The 16342-nt window shown below is 73.0% G+C and carries 12 protein-coding genes; 5 read left to right on the forward strand and 7 right to left on the reverse strand.

The genetic code is table 11. The features are described from left to right. The first annotated feature begins 114 nt into the window (after positions 1–114). Together AB0H64_RS00210 and AB0H64_RS00215 are read left to right on the forward strand one after the other, a co-directional pair. Entirely contained in the window at positions 115–3195 is a 3081-nt protein-coding gene (locus AB0H64_RS00210; RefSeq protein WP_357618046.1) for a BTAD domain-containing putative transcriptional regulator, read from the forward strand. A 91-nt stretch (positions 3196–3286) separates the two neighbouring features. Then, complete coding sequence (locus AB0H64_RS00215) at positions 3287–4009, forward strand: VIT1/CCC1 transporter family protein (RefSeq protein WP_310710113.1); 723 nt, start codon at positions 3287–3289, stop codon at positions 4007–4009. 15 nt (positions 4010–4024) lie between these two features. Here the strand turns inward: AB0H64_RS00215 and AB0H64_RS00220 are convergent, their stop codons facing one another. Further along, positions 4025–4501 carry a hypothetical protein gene (locus tag AB0H64_RS00220; RefSeq protein ID WP_357618049.1) on the reverse strand — a complete coding sequence of 159 codons (477 nt, stop codon included), beginning with the start codon at positions 4499–4501 and terminating at the stop codon, positions 4025–4027. Positions 4502–4758: 257 nt separating this feature from the next. Between AB0H64_RS00220 and AB0H64_RS00225 the strand changes: the two genes are divergently transcribed. Continuing rightward, complete coding sequence (locus tag AB0H64_RS00225) at positions 4759–5748, forward strand: LLM class flavin-dependent oxidoreductase (RefSeq protein WP_357618052.1); 990 nt, start codon at positions 4759–4761, stop codon at positions 5746–5748. 53 nt (positions 5749–5801) lie between these two features. Here AB0H64_RS00225 and AB0H64_RS00230 read toward each other — a convergent pair whose 3' ends face one another. The 6 genes from AB0H64_RS00230 to AB0H64_RS00255 all read right to left on the reverse strand — a co-directional run bounded on the left by AB0H64_RS00230 (position 5802) and on the right by AB0H64_RS00255 (position 12744). Next, positions 5802–6152 (reverse strand): spore germination protein GerW family protein, encoded by a 351-nt coding sequence (locus AB0H64_RS00230; protein ID WP_357618055.1) that lies wholly within the window; start codon positions 6150–6152, stop codon positions 5802–5804. A 4-nt stretch (positions 6153–6156) separates the two neighbouring features. Next, positions 6157–8271: an alpha-galactosidase gene (locus AB0H64_RS00235; RefSeq protein ID WP_357618056.1), complete on the reverse strand. Its 2115-nt coding sequence runs from the start codon at positions 8269–8271 to the stop codon at positions 6157–6159. A gap of 41 nt (positions 8272–8312) precedes the next feature. Beyond that, positions 8313–9944, reverse strand: a complete 1632-nt coding sequence (gene pgi, locus AB0H64_RS00240) for a glucose-6-phosphate isomerase (protein WP_357618059.1) — start codon at positions 9942–9944, stop codon at positions 8313–8315. Positions 9945–10111: 167 nt separating this feature from the next. Beyond that, the gene (locus tag AB0H64_RS00245; protein ID WP_357618062.1) at positions 10112–11818 is read right to left on the reverse strand and encodes an IlvD/Edd family dehydratase; all 1707 of its coding nucleotides are present in this window, start codon (positions 11816–11818) and stop codon (positions 10112–10114) included. A gap of 35 nt (positions 11819–11853) precedes the next feature. Further along, positions 11854–12270, reverse strand: a complete 417-nt coding sequence (locus tag AB0H64_RS00250) for an ATP-binding protein (RefSeq protein WP_357618065.1) — start codon at positions 12268–12270, stop codon at positions 11854–11856. 84 nt (positions 12271–12354) lie between these two features. Further along, on the reverse strand, positions 12355–12744 hold the full coding sequence (locus AB0H64_RS00255) for an ATP-binding protein (RefSeq protein WP_357618068.1): 390 nt from the start codon (positions 12742–12744) through the stop codon (positions 12355–12357). A gap of 130 nt (positions 12745–12874) precedes the next feature. Between AB0H64_RS00255 and AB0H64_RS00260 the strand changes: the two genes are divergently transcribed. Further along, complete coding sequence (locus AB0H64_RS00260) at positions 12875–15178, forward strand: phosphoketolase family protein (protein ID WP_357618071.1); 2304 nt, start codon at positions 12875–12877, stop codon at positions 15176–15178. Further along, a complete protein-coding gene (locus tag AB0H64_RS00265; protein WP_357618074.1) occupies positions 15154–16329 on the forward strand; it encodes an acetate kinase in 1176 nt (391 codons plus the stop codon). Before AB0H64_RS00260 ends, AB0H64_RS00265 begins: the two co-directional genes overlap by 25 nt. The last annotated feature ends 13 nt before the right edge of the window (positions 16330–16342 follow it).

The raw sequence follows: 16342 nt of genomic DNA on the forward strand, positions 1-16342 counted from the left end.
TCCACTGTGGACGGGGGCGCGCACGATCGGCTGGGGGTTCGCTGCGGGTAGGGTGACCTGGTGCGATTCGGCGTACTCGGCCCCCTTTCCGTGTGGACCGACGATGGACGTTCCGTGCGGATCCCCGAGGTGAAGGTGCGGGCGCTGCTCGCCGACCTGCTGGCCCACGAGGGGCGCCCGGTGCCGGCCGACCGTCTGACCGAGGACCTGTGGGGCGATCGCCCACCGGGCAACCCCGCCAACACGCTGCAGACCAAGGTGTCCCAGCTGCGCCGCGCCCTGGAGCAGGCGGAGCCCGGAGGCCGCGAGCTGGTGGCCTTCCAGGCGCGGGGCTACGTCCTGCGCGCCACCGACGTGGACGCCGCCCGCTTCGTCGCGCTGCTCGACCGGGCCCGCGCCACCACCGATCCGCGGGCGAAGGCCGAGCTGCTGTCGGACGCGCTGGCACTGTGGCGCGGTCCCGCCTACACCGACTTCGGCGACGAGGAGTTCGTCCGTTCCGCCGCCACCCGGCTGGAGGAACAGCGCCTGACCGCGCTGGAGGAGCGGGCGGAGACACGCCTGGAGCTGGGCGAGCACGCTCTGCTGGCCGACGAACTGGGCGAGCTCGTAGCGGCGCATCCGCTGCGCGAACGGCTGCGCGCCGCCCACCTGCGCGCGCTCTATCGATCGGGACGGCAGGCAGAGGCGCTGGCCGGTTACGACGACCTACGGCGCCGGCTGGCCGACGAGTTGGGCCTGGACCCCGGCCCCGAGCTGGCCGCCCTGCACCAGGCGATGCTGCGCCAGGAACCCTCGCTCGCGCCCACGCGTCCGCGCACGAACCTCCCCGCCCCGCTCACCGAGCTGATCGGCCGCGAGCGGGCCGTGGCCGAGGTCTGCGCCCTGCTCGGCTCGGCCCGTCTGGTCACGCTGACCGGTCCGGGCGGTGTCGGCAAGACCAGGCTCGCCCTGGCGGTCGCCGACCTGGCCACCGATGCCTATCGCGACGGAGTGTGGCTGGTCGAGCTGGCGGGGACCTCGGGCGAGACGGCGAGCGTGGCCGAGGTGGTGGCCGCTGAGCTGGACGTTCGCGACGACACGGCGACGGGTTCGCGTCCCGGCGTGCGGCCGGCCGACCTGGCGCACCGGCTCGCCGACGCGGTGCGCGGCCGGCGGATGCTGCTCGTGCTGGACAACTGCGAGCACGTGATCCAGCCGGTCGCCGAGCTGGTGGCCATGCTGCTGCGGGCCGCCCCTGGCCTGCGGGTGCTGACGACCAGCCAGGAGTCGCTGGCGATCCCCGGGGAGACGCTGTACGCGGTGGCGCCGCTCGGGCTCCCGGTGCCCGGCACGGACCCGGGGCAGGCCGGCTCCGTGCAGCTGTTCGTGGCCCGTGCCGCGGCAGCCGCGCCCGGGTTCGTGCTGGACGAGGTGAGCGCCCCCTCGGTGGCGGCGATCTGCAGGAGGCTGGACGGCCTGCCGCTGGCGCTGGAGCTGGCCGCCGCCCGGGTACGCGCCCTGGGCGTCCGCGGTGTGGCCGATCGGCTGGACGACCGCTTCCACCTGCTCGCCGTCTCGGGCCGGGGCCGGCCCGCCCGCCAGCAGACCCTGCGCGCGGTGATCGACTGGAGCTGGGAGCAGCTCACCGAACAGCAGCGGTGGATCCTGCTCCGGCTGGCCGTCCATCCGGGAGGCTGCACGCTGGAGGCGGCCGAGGCGGTGTGCGCGGGGCCTGGATCCGGCCCTGGATCGGACCCTGGAACGGACGTCGCCGACCTGCTGGGCCAGTTGGTGGCCAGGTCGATGGTCGAGTCCTCCGGCGGGCTCCGCTACCGGCTGCTCGAGTCGATCGCCGCCTACTGTCTCGAACGGCTCGCCGACGACGACCCCGTCTTCCAGCGCCGCGACCTGTACTACATCGAGCTGGCCGAACAGGCCGGGCACCATCTCCACGGTCCTGCTCAGCGCCAGTGGCTGGACCGCCTGGACGCCGAGGTGCCCAACCTGCGGGCCACGCTCGAGCACACCACCGACCCCGCGCTGGCACTGCGCCTCGTCGACGCCCTGGCGTGGTACTGGTATCTGCGCGGCAGGCACCGCGAGGGCCGCGCCTCCATCGCCGCGGCCATGGCGCTGCCCGGCGCGCGGTCCCCCCGGGTCGCGGCGTGGGAAGCCGGGTTCGCGATGCTGACCGGCGACGGCACCGACCTGCTGGAGCGCAGCCGTACCGCGGCACGCGCGCTGGACACCCGCGACGCACGGTCACGCTGGTTCCTGGCCTTCGCGCATCTGAGCTTCGGGGACGCCGGCACCGCGGCGGACCTGCTGACCGAGGCGCTGGCCTCCTTCCGCGCCACCGGAGACCGCTGGGGCGAGGCGGCGGCGTTGGCGGGTCGCGCCAAACAGGCGATGTTCCAAGGCGACCACGAGCTCGCCGAGCGCTCCGGCGGCGAAAGCTTGACGATCTTCACGGACGTGGGCGACGGCTGGGGACGGCTGCAGGCCTCCGACATGCTCGGCTACCTCGCCGAGATCACCGGTGACTACGAGCGGGCCGCCCGCCTGCACCGCGAGGGCCTGCGCGTCGCCGAGGACCTGAGGCTGTGGACCGACGTGTCGTACCGGCTCTCCAGCCTCGGCCGGCTCGCCCTGCTGACCGGGGACCTGGACGGATCAGGGGAGCTCCATGAGCGGGGGATGCGTCTGGCGGTCGAGCAGTCCAACAGCTTCGCGGAGGAGTTCGCCCGGGTCGGCCTCGGCCTCGTGGCCCGCCGCGCCGGCGACCTCGACACGGCGGCGCGGCTTTTCGAGCAGTCGCTGGCATGGAACCGCCGCCTCGAAGCCGACTACGGCGTTCCCTTCTACGGGGTGACGCTGCTGCTGGCCGAGCTCGGCTTCATCGCCGAGCTGCGCGGTGACCTCCCCGCGGCCAGGGCGCTGCACCTGGAGGGGCTTGCCGCGGCCCGCGAGGCCGGCGATGCGCGGGCCATCGCCCTGGCCAAGGAGGGGCTGGCCGGAGTCGCGGCGGCCGAGGGCGCCCACGAAGACGCGGCGGCGCTGCTCGATGAGGCCGCCGCGCTCAGAGAGTCGGTGGGCGCGCCCCTGCCGCCCGCGGAACGCGGCGACGTCGAGCGGATCACCGCCGCGCTGGGCCAGGGGACGACCCCCGGACGTGCCGATCAGGCGTTCGAGTCGCCTCCCGATCCCCGGTAACACCGCAGGTCAGGGAAGGCTCGCCTTCGTTGCGACGCGTCCGGAACTATGCCTAAATTTCACGTAGATATAGGCATTTGGAGGCTTTTTCATGACCGTGGAGCTCGCGCAGCCGTACTCCCCCGAGCAGCACCACACCCACCGTGACGTGACCGGTGGGTGGCTGCGGCCGGCGGTGTTCGGGGCCATGGACGGACTCGTCTCCAACTTCGCGTTGATCGCCGGTGTGGTCGGCGCCGCGGGCGCGGGCCGCGGCGCGGTGCTGGCCGGGTTCGCCGGGCTGGTGGCGGGCGCGTGCTCGATGGCCGCCGGCGAGTACACGTCCGTGAAGTCGCAGACCGAGCTGATGCGCGCCGAGATCGCCGTGGAGCGCCGCGAGCTGGCCCGCAACCCGGAGGGCGAGCAGGCCGAGCTGGCCGCCCTCTACCGGGCGCGCGGTCTGGACCCCGAGCTGGCGCGCAAGGTCGCGGCGGGACTGTCGGCCGACCCGGAGCAGGCGCTGCGCGTCCACGTGCGCGAGGAGCTGGGCGTGGACCCCGACGACCTGCCCTCGCCGCGGCTGGCCGCCGCGTCGTCGTTCGGGGCGTTCGCCGTGGGGGCGCTGGTGCCGCTGGCGCCGTTCCTGTTCGGGGCCTCGGGGCTGACGGTGGCGGTGGTGCTGAGCGTGCTGGCGCTGTTCGGGTTCGGGGCGGCGGTGGCGCGCATGACGGCCCGGCCGTGGTGGCTGGGCGGCCTGCGCCAGCTCGCCCTGGGCGTCGGCGCCGCGGCCGTGACCTTCGGCCTGGGCCACCTGCTGGGGGTCACGGTCGCGTAGTGGCGCTCTCGCAGGTCAGCCGCAGTTGGCGAAGCGCCCGCGCTTGGCCGAGGCGATCCCGTAGTCCCGGCGGGTGTCGGTGGTGTAGCCCTCGAAGTCGACGCACTGCCCCTTGCCGTACCCGATGGCGGCCGCGAAGTACTTGTACTTCTTCGCGGTCAGGGTGCCGGGGTCGCGGTAGGCGCCGCCGCCCTGGAGCTTGAGGATGGCCTGGGTGTAGGTGGGGGTGCCGGCGTAGGCCGTCTTGATCACCGTGACGCAGTTGGTCAGGTGGCTGTGGTTCCACATCAGGTAGACGTAGCCCCAGACGGAGTTGCCGTTCTTCAGCGTCCGCTTGTTGTCGGAGACGTGGGTCCAGCCGCCGTACCCGGACTGCTTGGCACAGGCCGCCTCCGGGGTGTAGCCCGCGGCCAGGGCGGGGGCGGGGTTGATGACGATCGTCCCGGCACCCAGCAGTACAGCCAGGCCGAGAGCGTTCACCGTCTTGCGCATCCGTTCAAACCCTTTCGAGACCGGCCGTTACAGCGGCCGTTACAGCGAGTCGGCATGATCGCTGACCCGCCGGCCATGCTCTCACAAACGACATGTGAGGACACGGGACTTACACAGCCCGCCGGCCGCGGCCGGGCGCGGCCCCGCGAAACAAGTCCGCGAAATAAGCGGGCGCCCGCCGTGGTTGCACAGCGTGCGAGGAACCGGACCGTCGGCCCGCATAGCACTGGTCAGCCGCGACGAAAGGCTCTGTCCCCATGGCTCTTCCACTCTCGATCCTCGATCTCGCCTACATCGGCGACGGGGAGACGGCGCGCGACAGCCTGAACGCCAGCGTGGATCTGGCCCGGCACGCCGAGGAGTGGGGCTATCGGCGGATCTGGTACGCGGAGCACCACAACATGCCCTCCATCGCGTCCTCGGCGACCAGTGTCCTCATCGCCCACGTGGCCGCGCACACCCGGACGATCCGCCTCGGAGCGGGCGGCGTCATGCTGCCCAACCACGCCCCGCTGACCATCGCCGAGCAGTACGGGACCCTGGAGACCCTGCATCCCGGGCGCATCGATCTCGGCCTCGGCCGGGCGCCCGGCAGCGACCAGCAGACCATGCGGGCCCTGCGCCGCACCCCGATGTCCGCCGACGCCTTCCCCGAGGACGTCCTGGAGCTCCAGGGCTACCTGACCGGCCAGTCCCGCATCCCGGGCGTGGACGCGACGCCGGGGAAGGGCACCGACGTGCCGCTGTACATCCTCGGCTCCTCGCTGTTCGGGGCCACGCTCGCCGCCGCGCTCGGCCTCCCGTACGCCTTCGCCTCCCACTTCGCGCCCACCGCGCTGGAGGAGGCCGTCGCCGTGTACCGGCGCGAGTTCAAGCCGTCCGCGCAGCTCGCGCAGCCGTACGTCATCGCGGGCGTCAACGTCATCGCGGCCGACACCACGGAGGAGGCGCAGGAGCAGTTCCTGGCGGCCAAGCGCATGCGGGTCAGCCGGTTCCTCACCCCCGGCCGCACCCTGACGCCGGAGGAGGCCGACAGCATCCTCCTGTCCCCCGCCGGCCGCCAGATCGCGCAGATGACGACGTACTCGGCGGTCGGGAACCCCGCGGAGGTGGAGGAGTACCTCGCCGGCTTCGCCCGGCTCGCCCAGGCGGACGAGCTGATCGTCGTCTCCGCGGCGCCCGACCGGAAGGCGTGGCTCCGCTCCCTGGAGCTCCTGGCGGACGCCCACGGCCCGCTCCCCGCCTGATCCCCCGCCCCTCCCGTACGCCTTCCGCGACGTGCGCGAGGAGCGGTTCGCCTCTAGCGGCGGCGCTTCCTGAAGATGGAGCGGAGGGTGAGCAGGAGCACGACGGCGACGAGCTGGCCGCCGAGCACGATGCGGTTGACGTCCACCGCGGGCTGCCAGCGCACGTCCCCGTCCTTGATCACGAAGGCGCCCGCGGGCGTGGCGGCGTAGCCGTAGCCGCCGCCGCTGCCCTCCTCCCCGTCCTTCCCCGCCTCGACCTGGCGGCTGCCGCTGCCGCCACCGCCTCCCCCGAAGACGCGGACGACCGGGATCACGGTGACGTCGCCCTGGCGCAGGGGCTCACCGAAGACCCGTTTCACGGTCGCCGCGTCACGGGACTTCTCGATCAGCTGCATGATGTCCATGCCGTCATGATCCGTCCTGTACGCGGCGCAGCACCAGCATCTCGCTGCGATAGTCCGTCCCGGACAGTGACCAGGACGGCACGACCAGGCCGTGGTGCATGAGCGCGGCCCCGTGGCGGCGCACCCCCGCCTCGTCCTCGTAGAGCGCCTCGGGGTCGAGCCCGGCCAGGCGCAGCCGCCGGGGCGGCCGCTCGTCCAGCGTGTACGGATTGTAGGCGAACACCACCACCCGCTCCCCCAGCGTGTACTGCACGGCCGAGGCGGTGGTGCCCGGCGACCCCGTCAGGCGGTGCAGCTCGCCGTGCTGGACGACGGGGCGCACGGCCTTGTACGCGGCGACGAGCTCCCGCGCCTCGGCCAGCTCCTCCTCGCTCCACCTGGCCAGGTCGCCGCCGATGCCGAGCGTGCCGGCCATGGCGACGTGGAAGCGGTAGCGCAGCGGCACCTCCCGCCCGGTGATCGGGTTGGGGCTGTCGGTGACCCAGCACGACATGGCGCTCGCCGGATACAGGTAGGAGAAGCCCTCCTGGATGGTCTGGCGGTGGCGGGCGTCGGTGTTGTCGGAGGTCCACACCTGGTCGGTGCGCCGCAGGATGCCGAAGTCGGCCCGGCCGCCGCCGCCCGAGCACGACTCGACCCGCAGGCCCGGGTGGCGGGCGCGCAGCTCGTCCATGACGGCGTAGACGCCGCGGGTGTGCTCGATCCACAGCAGGTCGCCGCCCTCGGCCCAGCCGGCCTGGCTGAAGCTGCGGTTCATGTCCCACTTGAGGTAGGCCAGGCCGTACTCGGCGACGAGCCCGTCCAGCCAGCCCAGCGCCCAGGCGCGCACGTCGTCGCGGGCGAAGTTGAGGACGAGCTGGTTGCGCATGGTGTCGCGGCGGCGGCCCGGGTAGTGCAGCGTCCAGTCGGGGTGCTCGCGGTAGAGGTCGCTGTCGGGGTTGACCATCTCGGGCTCCACCCAGAGCCCGGCCTGCATGCCCAGCTCGCGGACGCCGTCGAACAGCTTGCCCAGGCCCTGCGGGAAGCGGTCGGGGTTCGGCCACCAGTCGCCGAGGCCGCGCGTGTCGTCGGTGCGCGTGCCGAACCAGCCGTCGTCCACGACGAACAGCTCGACGCCGAGCTCGGCGGCCCGACGGGCGAGGGCGAGCTGGCCGTCCTCGCTGACGTCGAAGCCGGTGGCCTCCCACGAGTTGTACAGGACGGGCCGCTCCTCGGCGGGAGTGGGCAGGACGTGCCCGCGCGCGTAGGCGTGCCAGGCGCGGCTGGCGGCGCCGTACCCGCCGGAGGTGTGCAGGCCGAGCACGGACGGCGTGCGCAGGGAGCCGCCCGGCGCGAGCGGCCAGGTGAGGCCCTCGTGGCCGAACCCGGCGGTGACCGCGAGGTCGCCCTCGGGGCGGCGCTGTGCGGTGAGCCGCCACGAACCGCTCCACGCCAGCGTGACGCTCCACACCTCGCCGCCCGTCTCGGACGCGTCACCGATCATGATCCACGGGTTGGCCTTGTGCGAGGTCGTGCCGGTCCTGCTGGTGAACGTGGTCTCGCCGGGCGGCAGCTCTCCCCGGTGGAGCTGGGTCTCGCGGGCCCAGCCGCCGGCCACGCCGGCGTAGCCGAACCCGGCCTGCTCGGGCACCGCCCACGCCCCGGAGTCGAGCCGCTGGAGATGGACGGGCTCGCCGGAGTCGTTGGCCACCTCGGTCCAGCGCTCGATCACGTCGGTGTCGTCGTGGACGCGGACGCGCAGGCCGACGCACAGCCCGTAGACCTGGTCGCGCAGCACCAGCTCCAGCTCGTCCGGGCCGTGCTGGACGGCCCGGTCGAAGGCCAGCTCGACGGAGCGGACGCCACCCGGGTAGACCGCCTGCAGCGACGGCACGCCCCAGCGGCGCCCCCCGTCGACGGGCAGCAGCTCGGCGGCGTCGCCGGGGTCGAGGAAGCCGGTGGCGATCCACCCCGGGACCGCGTCGGCCACCTCGCCCAGGGCGGCGCCGGGCAGCCTCGGCCCCCAGTAGTGCTGGACGACGCGGATGTCGTCGCCGCTCTCGACGCCGAAGACGTAGGCGGTGGCGGGGGTGAGGGCGGCCCAGGTGTGGTCGCGCCCGGGAACCGGGATGACAGGCATGAAACGGATCCTCCGGTCACCCGGCCCGCCCCGTCAATCCGTCAGGCGCGGCGGCCCCTCAGCTCGCGGTAGCGGCGGACGAGCTGCGCGGTGGACGGGTCGGGCAGGCCGGTCGGCGGCTCCTCCCCGGTGAGGGCGGGCGCCAGGTCGAGCGCCATCTTCTTGCCCAGCTCGACGCCCCACTGGTCGAAGGAGTCGACCCCCCAGACGGTGCCCTCGACGAACACGATGTGCTCGTACAGGGCGACGAGCTGCCCCAGCGTGGACGGGGTGAGCTTCGGCGCGAGGATGGTGGAGGTGGGCCGGTTGCCGGGCATCACCTTGTGCGGCACGATCCCGGCCGCGGTGCCCTCGCCGGCGATCTCCTCGGCGGTCTTGCCGAACGCCAGCGCGGAGGTCTGCGCGAACAGGTTGGCCGAGAGCAGGTCGTGCATGCCCTCGCGGTCCTCGAACGGCTCGGCGAACCCGATGAAGTCGGCCGGGACGAGCCGCGTGCCCTGGTGGAGGAGCTGGTAGAAGGCGTGCTGGCCGTTGGTGCCCGGCTCGCCCCAGAAGATCTCGCCGGTGTCGGTGGAGACCGGCTCACCGTCGGCGCGCACGGACTTGCCGTTGGACTCCATGGTGAGCTGCTGGAGGTAGGCGGGGAAACGGTGCAGGCGCTGGCTGTACGGCAGGACGGCGCGGGTCTCGGCGCCGAAGAAGTCGGTGTACCACACCCCGAGCAGGCCGAGCAGGACCGGCATGTTGGCGTGGAACGGAGCGGTGCGGAAGTGCTCGTCCATCGTGTGGAAGCCGGCCAGCATCTCGCGGAACCGCTCCGGCCCGATGGCGATCATCAGGGACAGGCCGATGGCGCCGTCGTAGGAGTAGCGGCCGCCGACCCAGTCCCAGAAGCCGAACATGTTGTCGGTGTCGATGCCGAACTCGGCGACCTTCGCGGCGTTGGTGGAGACCGCCACGAAGTGCTTGGCCACGGCGTCCTCGCCGAGCGCGCCGACCAGCCACTGGCGGGCGACCTTGGCGTTGGTCAGCGTCTCCAGCGTGGTGAACGTCTTGGAGCTGACCACGAACAGGGTGGTGGCCGGGTCGAGCCCGGCGAGGTTGCCGGTGATGTCGGCCGGGTCGATGTTGGAGACGAAGCGGGCCTCGATGCCGGCGTCGGCGTAGTCGCGCAGCGCCTCGTAGGCCATGGCGGGGCCGAGGTCGGAGCCGCCGATGCCGATGTTGACGACGGTGGTGATGGGCTGCCCGCTCGCGCCGCGCCACTCCTGGGAGCGGATCCGCTCGGCGAAGCCGCTCATCTTGTCGAGCACGGCGTGGACGTCGCCGACCACGTCCTGCCCGTCGACGGTCAGCTCGGCGCCGGCGGGCATGCGCAGCGCCACGTGGAGGACGGCGCGGTCCTCGCTGACGTTGATGTGCTCACCGGAGAACATGGCGTCGATCCGCTCGCGCAGCCCGGCCCGCTCGGCCAGCGCCACGAGCAGGTCGAGGGTCTCGCCGGTGGCGCGCTGCTTGGCGTAGTCGAGGAACAGGTCGCCGGCGGTCAGCGTCATCCGCTCCGCGCGCCCCGGGTCCTCCGCAAACAGCTCGCGCAGATGCCTGCCGGCCAGCTCCTCGTGGTGCTTGCCCAGCGCCGCCCACTCCTGGCTGCGGGTGATGTCGCCGCTCACGTGTCCTCCTGCGTCGTTCAAGGGTGCCGTCAATCCGATCACACGGTTCACATGGTTCCGTAACCCCGTACCCAGGCGAGCCGATTCCGCGCACGGCGCAGCCCACTCTTTGCCGCGGCCGGAACCGGCGCCGCGGGGAGGCGGGGAGGCGGGGGCCCGGGAGATGGTCAGTGGGAGTCGCGGCCCACCCGGTCTCCGCTCGACCCGGTGAGGAAGTCGAGGTCCACGCCCTGGTGGGCCTGGGTGACGTGGTCCACGTAGAGGCGCTCCCAGCCGCGTACGGGCCGGGCGTGGCCGGTCATGACGGGGTCGCGGGCGGCCAGCTCGCCGTCGGGCAGGTCCACGTCGAGCCGCCTGGCCGCCACGTCGAGCACGACGGGGTCGCCGGTGCGGACCCGGGCCAGCGGCCCGCCGGCGGCGGCCTCGGGCGAGGCGTGCAGGACGACGGTGCCGTAGGCGGTGCCGCTCATGCGGGCGTCGCTGATCCGCACCATGTCGCGCACGCCCTTGGCGAGCAGCTTGGCGGGCAGCGGCAGGTTGCCGACCTCGGGCATGCCGGGGTAGCCCTTGGGGCCGCAGCCGCGCAGCACGAGGACGGAGGTCTCGTCCACGTCGAGGTCGGGCGAGTCGAGCCGGGCGTGCAGGTCCTCGACGCTGTCGAAGACGACGGCCCGGCCGCGGTGGCGCAGCAGCTCGGGCGAGGCGGCGGCGGGCTTGATGACGGCCCCGTCGGGGGCCAGGTTGCCGCGCAGCACGGCGATGCCCGCGTCGGCCAGCAGCGGGTCGGCGCGGCGCCGGATGACGGTCTCGTCCCAGATCTCGGCCTCGGCGAGGTACGCGGTGAGCGGCCGGCCGGTGACGGTGATCGCGGCCGGGTCGAGCAGGTCCTCGACCTCCCGGAGCAGGGCGAGCAGCCCGCCGGCGCGGAACAGGTCGTCCATGAGGTGGCGCCCGGCCGGCTGGAGGTCGGCCAGCAGGGGGACGCCGGCGCCGGTGCGGTCGAAGTCGTCGAGGTCGAGCGGCACGCCGAGGCGGCCGGCGATGGCCAGCAGGTGGATCACCGCGTTGGTGGAGCCGCCGATGGCGGCCAGGGTGACGATCGCGTTGAGGAACGAGCCGCGGGTCATCACCTGGCTGGGGCGGCGCTCCCGCCGGACGAGCTCGACGGCCAGCTCCCCCGCGGCGTGCGAGAGCTCCAGCAGCCGGCTGTCGGGGGCCGGGGTGCCGGCGGTGCCGGGAAGGGTCATGCCGAGGGCCTCGGCCATGCAGGCCATCGTGGAGGCGGTGCCCATGGTGTTGCAGTGGCCGCGGCTGCGGATCATGGACGACTCCGAGCGCAGGAACGCCTCGCGCGACAGCGTGCCGGCGCGCACCTCCTCGCTGAGCCGCCACACGTCGGTGCCGCAGCCGAGGGGCACGCCGCGGAAGTGGCCGGTCAGCATGGGGCCGCCGGGCACGACGAGGGCGGGCAGGTCGACCGAGGCGGCGGCCATGAGCAGCGACGGGATCGTCTTGTCGCACCCGCCGAGCAGGACCACGCCGTCGATCGGGTTGGCGCGCAGCATCTCCTCGGTGGCCATGGCGGCCAGGTTGCGCCACAGCATCGCGGTGGGGCGGACGTTGGTCTCGCCCAGGGAGACGACGGGCAGGTTGAGCGGGACGCCGCCGGCGGCCCACACGCCCTGCTTCACGCTCGCGGCCACCTCGTCGAGGTGGGAGTTGCAGGGGGTGAGGTCGGAGGCGGTGTTGGCGATCGCGATGTGCGGCCGGTCACCGCCGAAGGCGGAGGAGGGCAGGCCGCGGCGCATCCAGGCCCGGTGGATGTAGGAGTTCCGGTCGTCACCGGAGTACCACTGCGCGCTGCGGAGCCCCATGGCCGCAGCCTATCGCCCGGCCCTGTCAGGCGGTCCTATCCGGTGGTCTTCATCACCATGTGGACGGTCGTCCCGGCGGGGCCGGTGGCGAAGGCGGCGCCGTCGGTCAGGCGGCGGATCAGCCAGATGCCGCGGCCGCCCACCTGGGAGGGGGCGGGCAGGCCGGCGTCCTCCAGGTACGACGCCGGGATGCCGGGACCGAAGTCGCGGATCTCGCACAGCAGCCGGTCGCCGTCGTGCCACAGGCGCAGCCTGCCGCGCCCGCCGGCGTGGGTGACGACGTTGACCAGGCACTCGTTGACCGCCATGACGAAGTCGACGAGGCGGGTGGAGGCCAGCCCGTTCTCGCCCGCCAGCCGCTGCGTCTCGGCGCGCGTGCCGGTCAGGGTGTCCTGCTCGAAGAACGTGTCGAGCAGCGGAGGCGGGTCCGCCTCACCGCGTTCGGAGTTCACGGGGTCGCCTGCCTGAGATGGGTGGCCTGCCTGAGGTGGGTGGCGTGCCAAAAGTGGATGGCGTGCGGGGACGGGCGCGTGCCGTCAGGACGCGTCGTGCCGCCGGTCGCCCAGCGACATCGCGATGCGCACGGCGGTGCCGTCCGGGCCGGTCGTGATGATGACGTCATCGGCCAGGCGCCGGATGAGCCAGATGCCCCAGCCGCCGGCCGAGGTCATGGGCGGCGGATCCACCTTGTCCAGTGTCCGCCCCGCTATCCCGCCTCCGTAGTCGCGGATCTCGCACACCACGTCGTCGCCGTCTCTCCACAGCCGCAGCACCCCCCTTCCCTCGCCGTAGGCGATCGCGTTGACGACCGCCTCGTTGGTGGCCAGCACGAGGTCCACGGCGCGCTCCTCCGCCAGGCCGTGTGCCTGCGCGAAGCGCTCCACCGCGCCGCGTGCCCCCGCTACGTCCGCCTCGGTGAATGCCATGGCGAACGCTTGTGTTCTCGATGACCGGATGTCCATGACGCCTCACTCAGCCGGTTGACTCGTCTCCTGCCACAGGAGCGCCGTTCTAATCAAGGCGGTTGAGCCGTCCATATGAAGGAACCATCATGGGATGGACGATATCGACGCGTACTGGCGGGCCGCGAACTATCTGTCCGTCGGGCAGATCTATTTGCTGGACAACCCCCTTCTGACGGAGCCGCTCCGTGCCGAGCACGTGAAGCCGCGCCTGCTGGGCCACTGGGGGACCACGCCCGGACTCAACTTCTGCTTCGCCCACCTCAACAGGATCATCAGGCGTCGTGACCAGGACATGATCTACATCGCGGGGCCCGGCCACGGCGGGCCGGCGGCGGTGGCGCACGCCTGGCTGGAGGGCTCCTACACGGAGCGCTACCCCGACATCGGCCAGGACGTGGAGGGCATGCGGCGGCTGTTCCGCCAGTTCTCCTTCCCCGGCGGGATTCCCAGCCACGTGGCGCCGGAGACGCCCGGCTCCATCCACGAGGGCGGCGAGCTGGGCTACAGCCTGGCGCACGCCTTCGGCGCGGCCTTCGACAACCCGGACCTGGTGGTGGCCTGCGTGATCGGCGACGGCGAGGCGGAGACGGGGCCGCTCGCGGCGAGCTGGCACTCCAACAAGCTGCTCGACCGGCGCAAGGACGGTACGGTCCTGCCGATCCTGCACCTCAACGGCTACAAGATCGCCAACCCGACGGTCCTGGCTCGCATCCCCGAGCAGGAGCTGCTCCAGCTCATGCGCGGCTACGGCTACCGGCCGCACCTGGTGGGCCCGGACCACCAGGAGATGGCCGACACCCTGGACACGGTGTTCGACGAGATCGCCGCGTACCGGGCGGGTGACGCGGAGCGGATGCCCATGATCGTGTTGCGCACCCCCAAGGGATGGACCGGCCCGCGCGAGGTGGACGGCCTGCCGGTGGAGGGCACGTGGCGCGCCCACCAGGTGCCGCTGGCCGGCGTCCGCGACAACGCCGAGCATCTGGCCATGCTGGAGACCTGGATGCGCTCCTACCGGCCCGAGGAGCTGTTCACGCCGCAGGGCCGGCCGGTGCCCGAGGTCACCGGGACCGTGCCCGCCGGGCCGCGCCGGATGAGCGCGAACCCGCACACCAACGGCGGCGAGCTGCTGGCGCCGCTGCGGCTGCCGGACTTCCGCGAGCACGCCGTCGAGGTCAAGTCGCCGGCCGCCTCGATCAACGAGCCGACCCGCGTCCTCGGCGGGCTGCTGCGCGACGTCATCGCGGCCAACCCGAAGACGTTCCGGCTGATGGGGCCGGACGAGACCGCCTCCAACCGGCTGTCGAGCGTCTTCGAGGTCACCGACCGGGCCTGGAACGCCGAGCTGAAGCCCACCGACGAGAACCTGGCGCCCGGCGGGCGGGTCATGGAGATCCTCTCGGAGCACCTGTGCCAGGGCTGGCTGGAGGGCTACCTGCTGACCGGCCGGCACGGGCTGTTCAACTGCTACGAGGCGTTCATCCACATCATCGACGCCATGTTCAACCAACACGCCAAGTGGCTGGAGTCGTCCAAGAAGATCCCGTGGCGGCGGCCCGTGGCCTCGCTGACGTACCTGCTGTCGTCGCACGTGTGGCGGCAGGACCACAACGGCTTCAGCCACCAGGACCCGGGCTTCCTCGACGTGGTGGTCAACAAGAAGCCGTCGGTGGTCCGGGTCTACCTGCCGCCGGACGCGAACACGCTGCTGTCGGTCGGCGACCACTGCCTGCGCTCGCGCGACTACGTCAACGTCATCGTGGCCGGCAAGCAGCCGGTCCTCGACCTGTTCACGATCGACGAGGCGATCGCGCACTGCACCCGCGGCCTCGGCATCCTGCCGTGGGCGAGCACCGACGAGGGCGCCGAGCCGGACGTGGTGCTGGCCTGCGCGGGCGACGTGCCCACCCTGGAGACGCTGGCCGCCGCGGCGATGCTGCGCGAGCACCTGCCGCAGCTGAAGGTGCGCGTGATCAACGTCGTGGACCTCATGCGCCTGCAGCCGCGCAGCGAGCACCCGCACGGCATGCCGGACGCCGAGTACGACGCGCTGTTCACCCCGGACAAGCCGGTGATCTTCAACTTCCACGGTTATCCGCAGCTCATCCACCGGCTGACCTACCGCCGCAGCGGCCACGCCCACCTGCACGTGCGCGGCTACAAGGAGGAGGGCACCACCACGACGCCGTTCGACATGGCGATGCTCAACGACATCGACCGCTTCCACCTCGTCATGGACGTCATCGACCGGGTGCCGGGCCTCGGCACCACGCAGGCGCACCTGCGCCAGCGCATGTCGGACGCCCGGCTGCAGGCCCGCGCGTACACGCGGATGTACGGCGAGGACGCTCCCGAGATCAGCGGGTGGACATGGCCGCACGCATTCTCGTCCTGAACACCGGCTCCTCCTCCATCAAGTACGAGCTGATCGACGTGGAGTCCCGCGAGCGGGCGGCGCGGGGCCTGGTCGAGCGGATCGGCGAGGAGGAGGGGCGGCTCACCCACCACGCGGGCGGCGCGGAGAGCCGGCCGTACGAGCGCGAGGGGCCCTTCCCCGGGCACGCCGAGGGGCTGGCGGCGGTGCTGGAGGCGTTCGACAAGGCCGGGCCGGAGCTCGACCCGGTCGCGGTCGGGCACCGGGTCGTGCACGGCGGGACGCGCTTTCGCGAGGCGGTGCTCGTCGACGACGGCGTGATGGCGGCCATCGAGGAGCTGGCGCCGCTCGCCCCGCTGCACAACCCGGTGAACCTGGCCGGCGTGCGCGTGGCGCGCGACGCCTTCCCGGGCGTGCCGCAGGTCGCCGTGTTCGACACCGCCTTCCACCAGACGCTGCCGCCGGAGGCGTACACGTACGCGGTGCCGCGGGAGTGGGAGGTGCGGCGGTTCGGCTTCCACGGGACCTCCTGCGCGTACGTGTCGGGGCGGGCCGCGGAGCTGCTGGGCCGTTCCCTGGAGGAGACGAACCTGATCGTGCTGCACCTCGGCAACGGCGCGAGCGCCACCGCGATCGAGGGCGGCCGCAGCGTGGACACCTCCATGGGGCTGACGCCGCTGGAGGGCCTGGTCATGGGCACCCGCTCCGGCGACGTGGACCCGGCGCTGCTCGGCTACCTCAAGCGGGCGCGGGGCCTGGACGTGGAGGCGGCCGAGGAGGCGCTGAGCCGCGCGGGCGGGCTGCTCGCCCTGGCCGGGTCCGGCGACATGCGCGAGGTGCGGCGGCGCGCCGCCGGCGGCGACGCCCGCGCCGGGCTGGCCCTGGACGTCTACACGCGGCGCATCCGCAAGTACGTCGGCGCCTTCTGCGCGGTGCTCGGCCGGGTGGACGCCGTCGTGTTCACCGGCGGCGTCGGCGAGCACGACCCGGCCACGCGGGCCGAGGCGCTGGCCGGGCTGGACCGGTTCGGCCTCGCCGTGGACACGGAGCGGAACGCGGCGGACGCCTCCGGGGAGCGGCCCGTGTCACCGGAGGGGGCGCGGACGGCCGTGCTGGTCGTTCCGACGGACGAGGAGTGGGAGATCGCCCGCCAGACGCTCGCGCTCATCTGACCCCGCTCTCCCG

It is taken from the genome of Nonomuraea sp. NPDC050733, from assembly GCF_040654215.1.
Lineage (GTDB): Bacteria > Actinomycetota > Actinomycetes > Streptosporangiales > Streptosporangiaceae > Nonomuraea.

Excerpts from the sequence above, each read along its gene's own strand:
- AB0H64_RS00265 (WP_357618074.1), top strand. The coding sequence starts at position 15,154 with ATGGCCGCACGCATTCTCGTCCTGAACACCGGCTCCTCCTCCATCAAG.
- AB0H64_RS00225 (WP_357618052.1), top strand. The coding sequence starts at position 4,759 with ATGGCTCTTCCACTCTCGATCCTCGATCTCGCCTACATCGGCGACGGG.
- AB0H64_RS00260 (WP_357618071.1), top strand. The coding sequence starts at position 12,875 with ATGGACGATATCGACGCGTACTGGCGGGCCGCGAACTATCTGTCCGTC.
- AB0H64_RS00235 (WP_357618056.1), bottom strand. The coding sequence starts at position 8,271 with ATGCCTGTCATCCCGGTTCCCGGGCGCGACCACACCTGGGCCGCCCTC.
- AB0H64_RS00245 (WP_357618062.1), bottom strand. The coding sequence starts at position 11,818 with ATGGGGCTCCGCAGCGCGCAGTGGTACTCCGGTGACGACCGGAACTCC.
- AB0H64_RS00230 (WP_357618055.1), bottom strand. The coding sequence starts at position 6,152 with ATGGACATCATGCAGCTGATCGAGAAGTCCCGTGACGCGGCGACCGTG.
- AB0H64_RS00215 (WP_310710113.1), top strand. The coding sequence starts at position 3,287 with ATGACCGTGGAGCTCGCGCAGCCGTACTCCCCCGAGCAGCACCACACC.
- AB0H64_RS00255 (WP_357618068.1), bottom strand. The coding sequence starts at position 12,744 with ATGGCATTCACCGAGGCGGACGTAGCGGGGGCACGCGGCGCGGTGGAG.
- AB0H64_RS00220 (WP_357618049.1), bottom strand. The coding sequence starts at position 4,501 with ATGCGCAAGACGGTGAACGCTCTCGGCCTGGCTGTACTGCTGGGTGCC.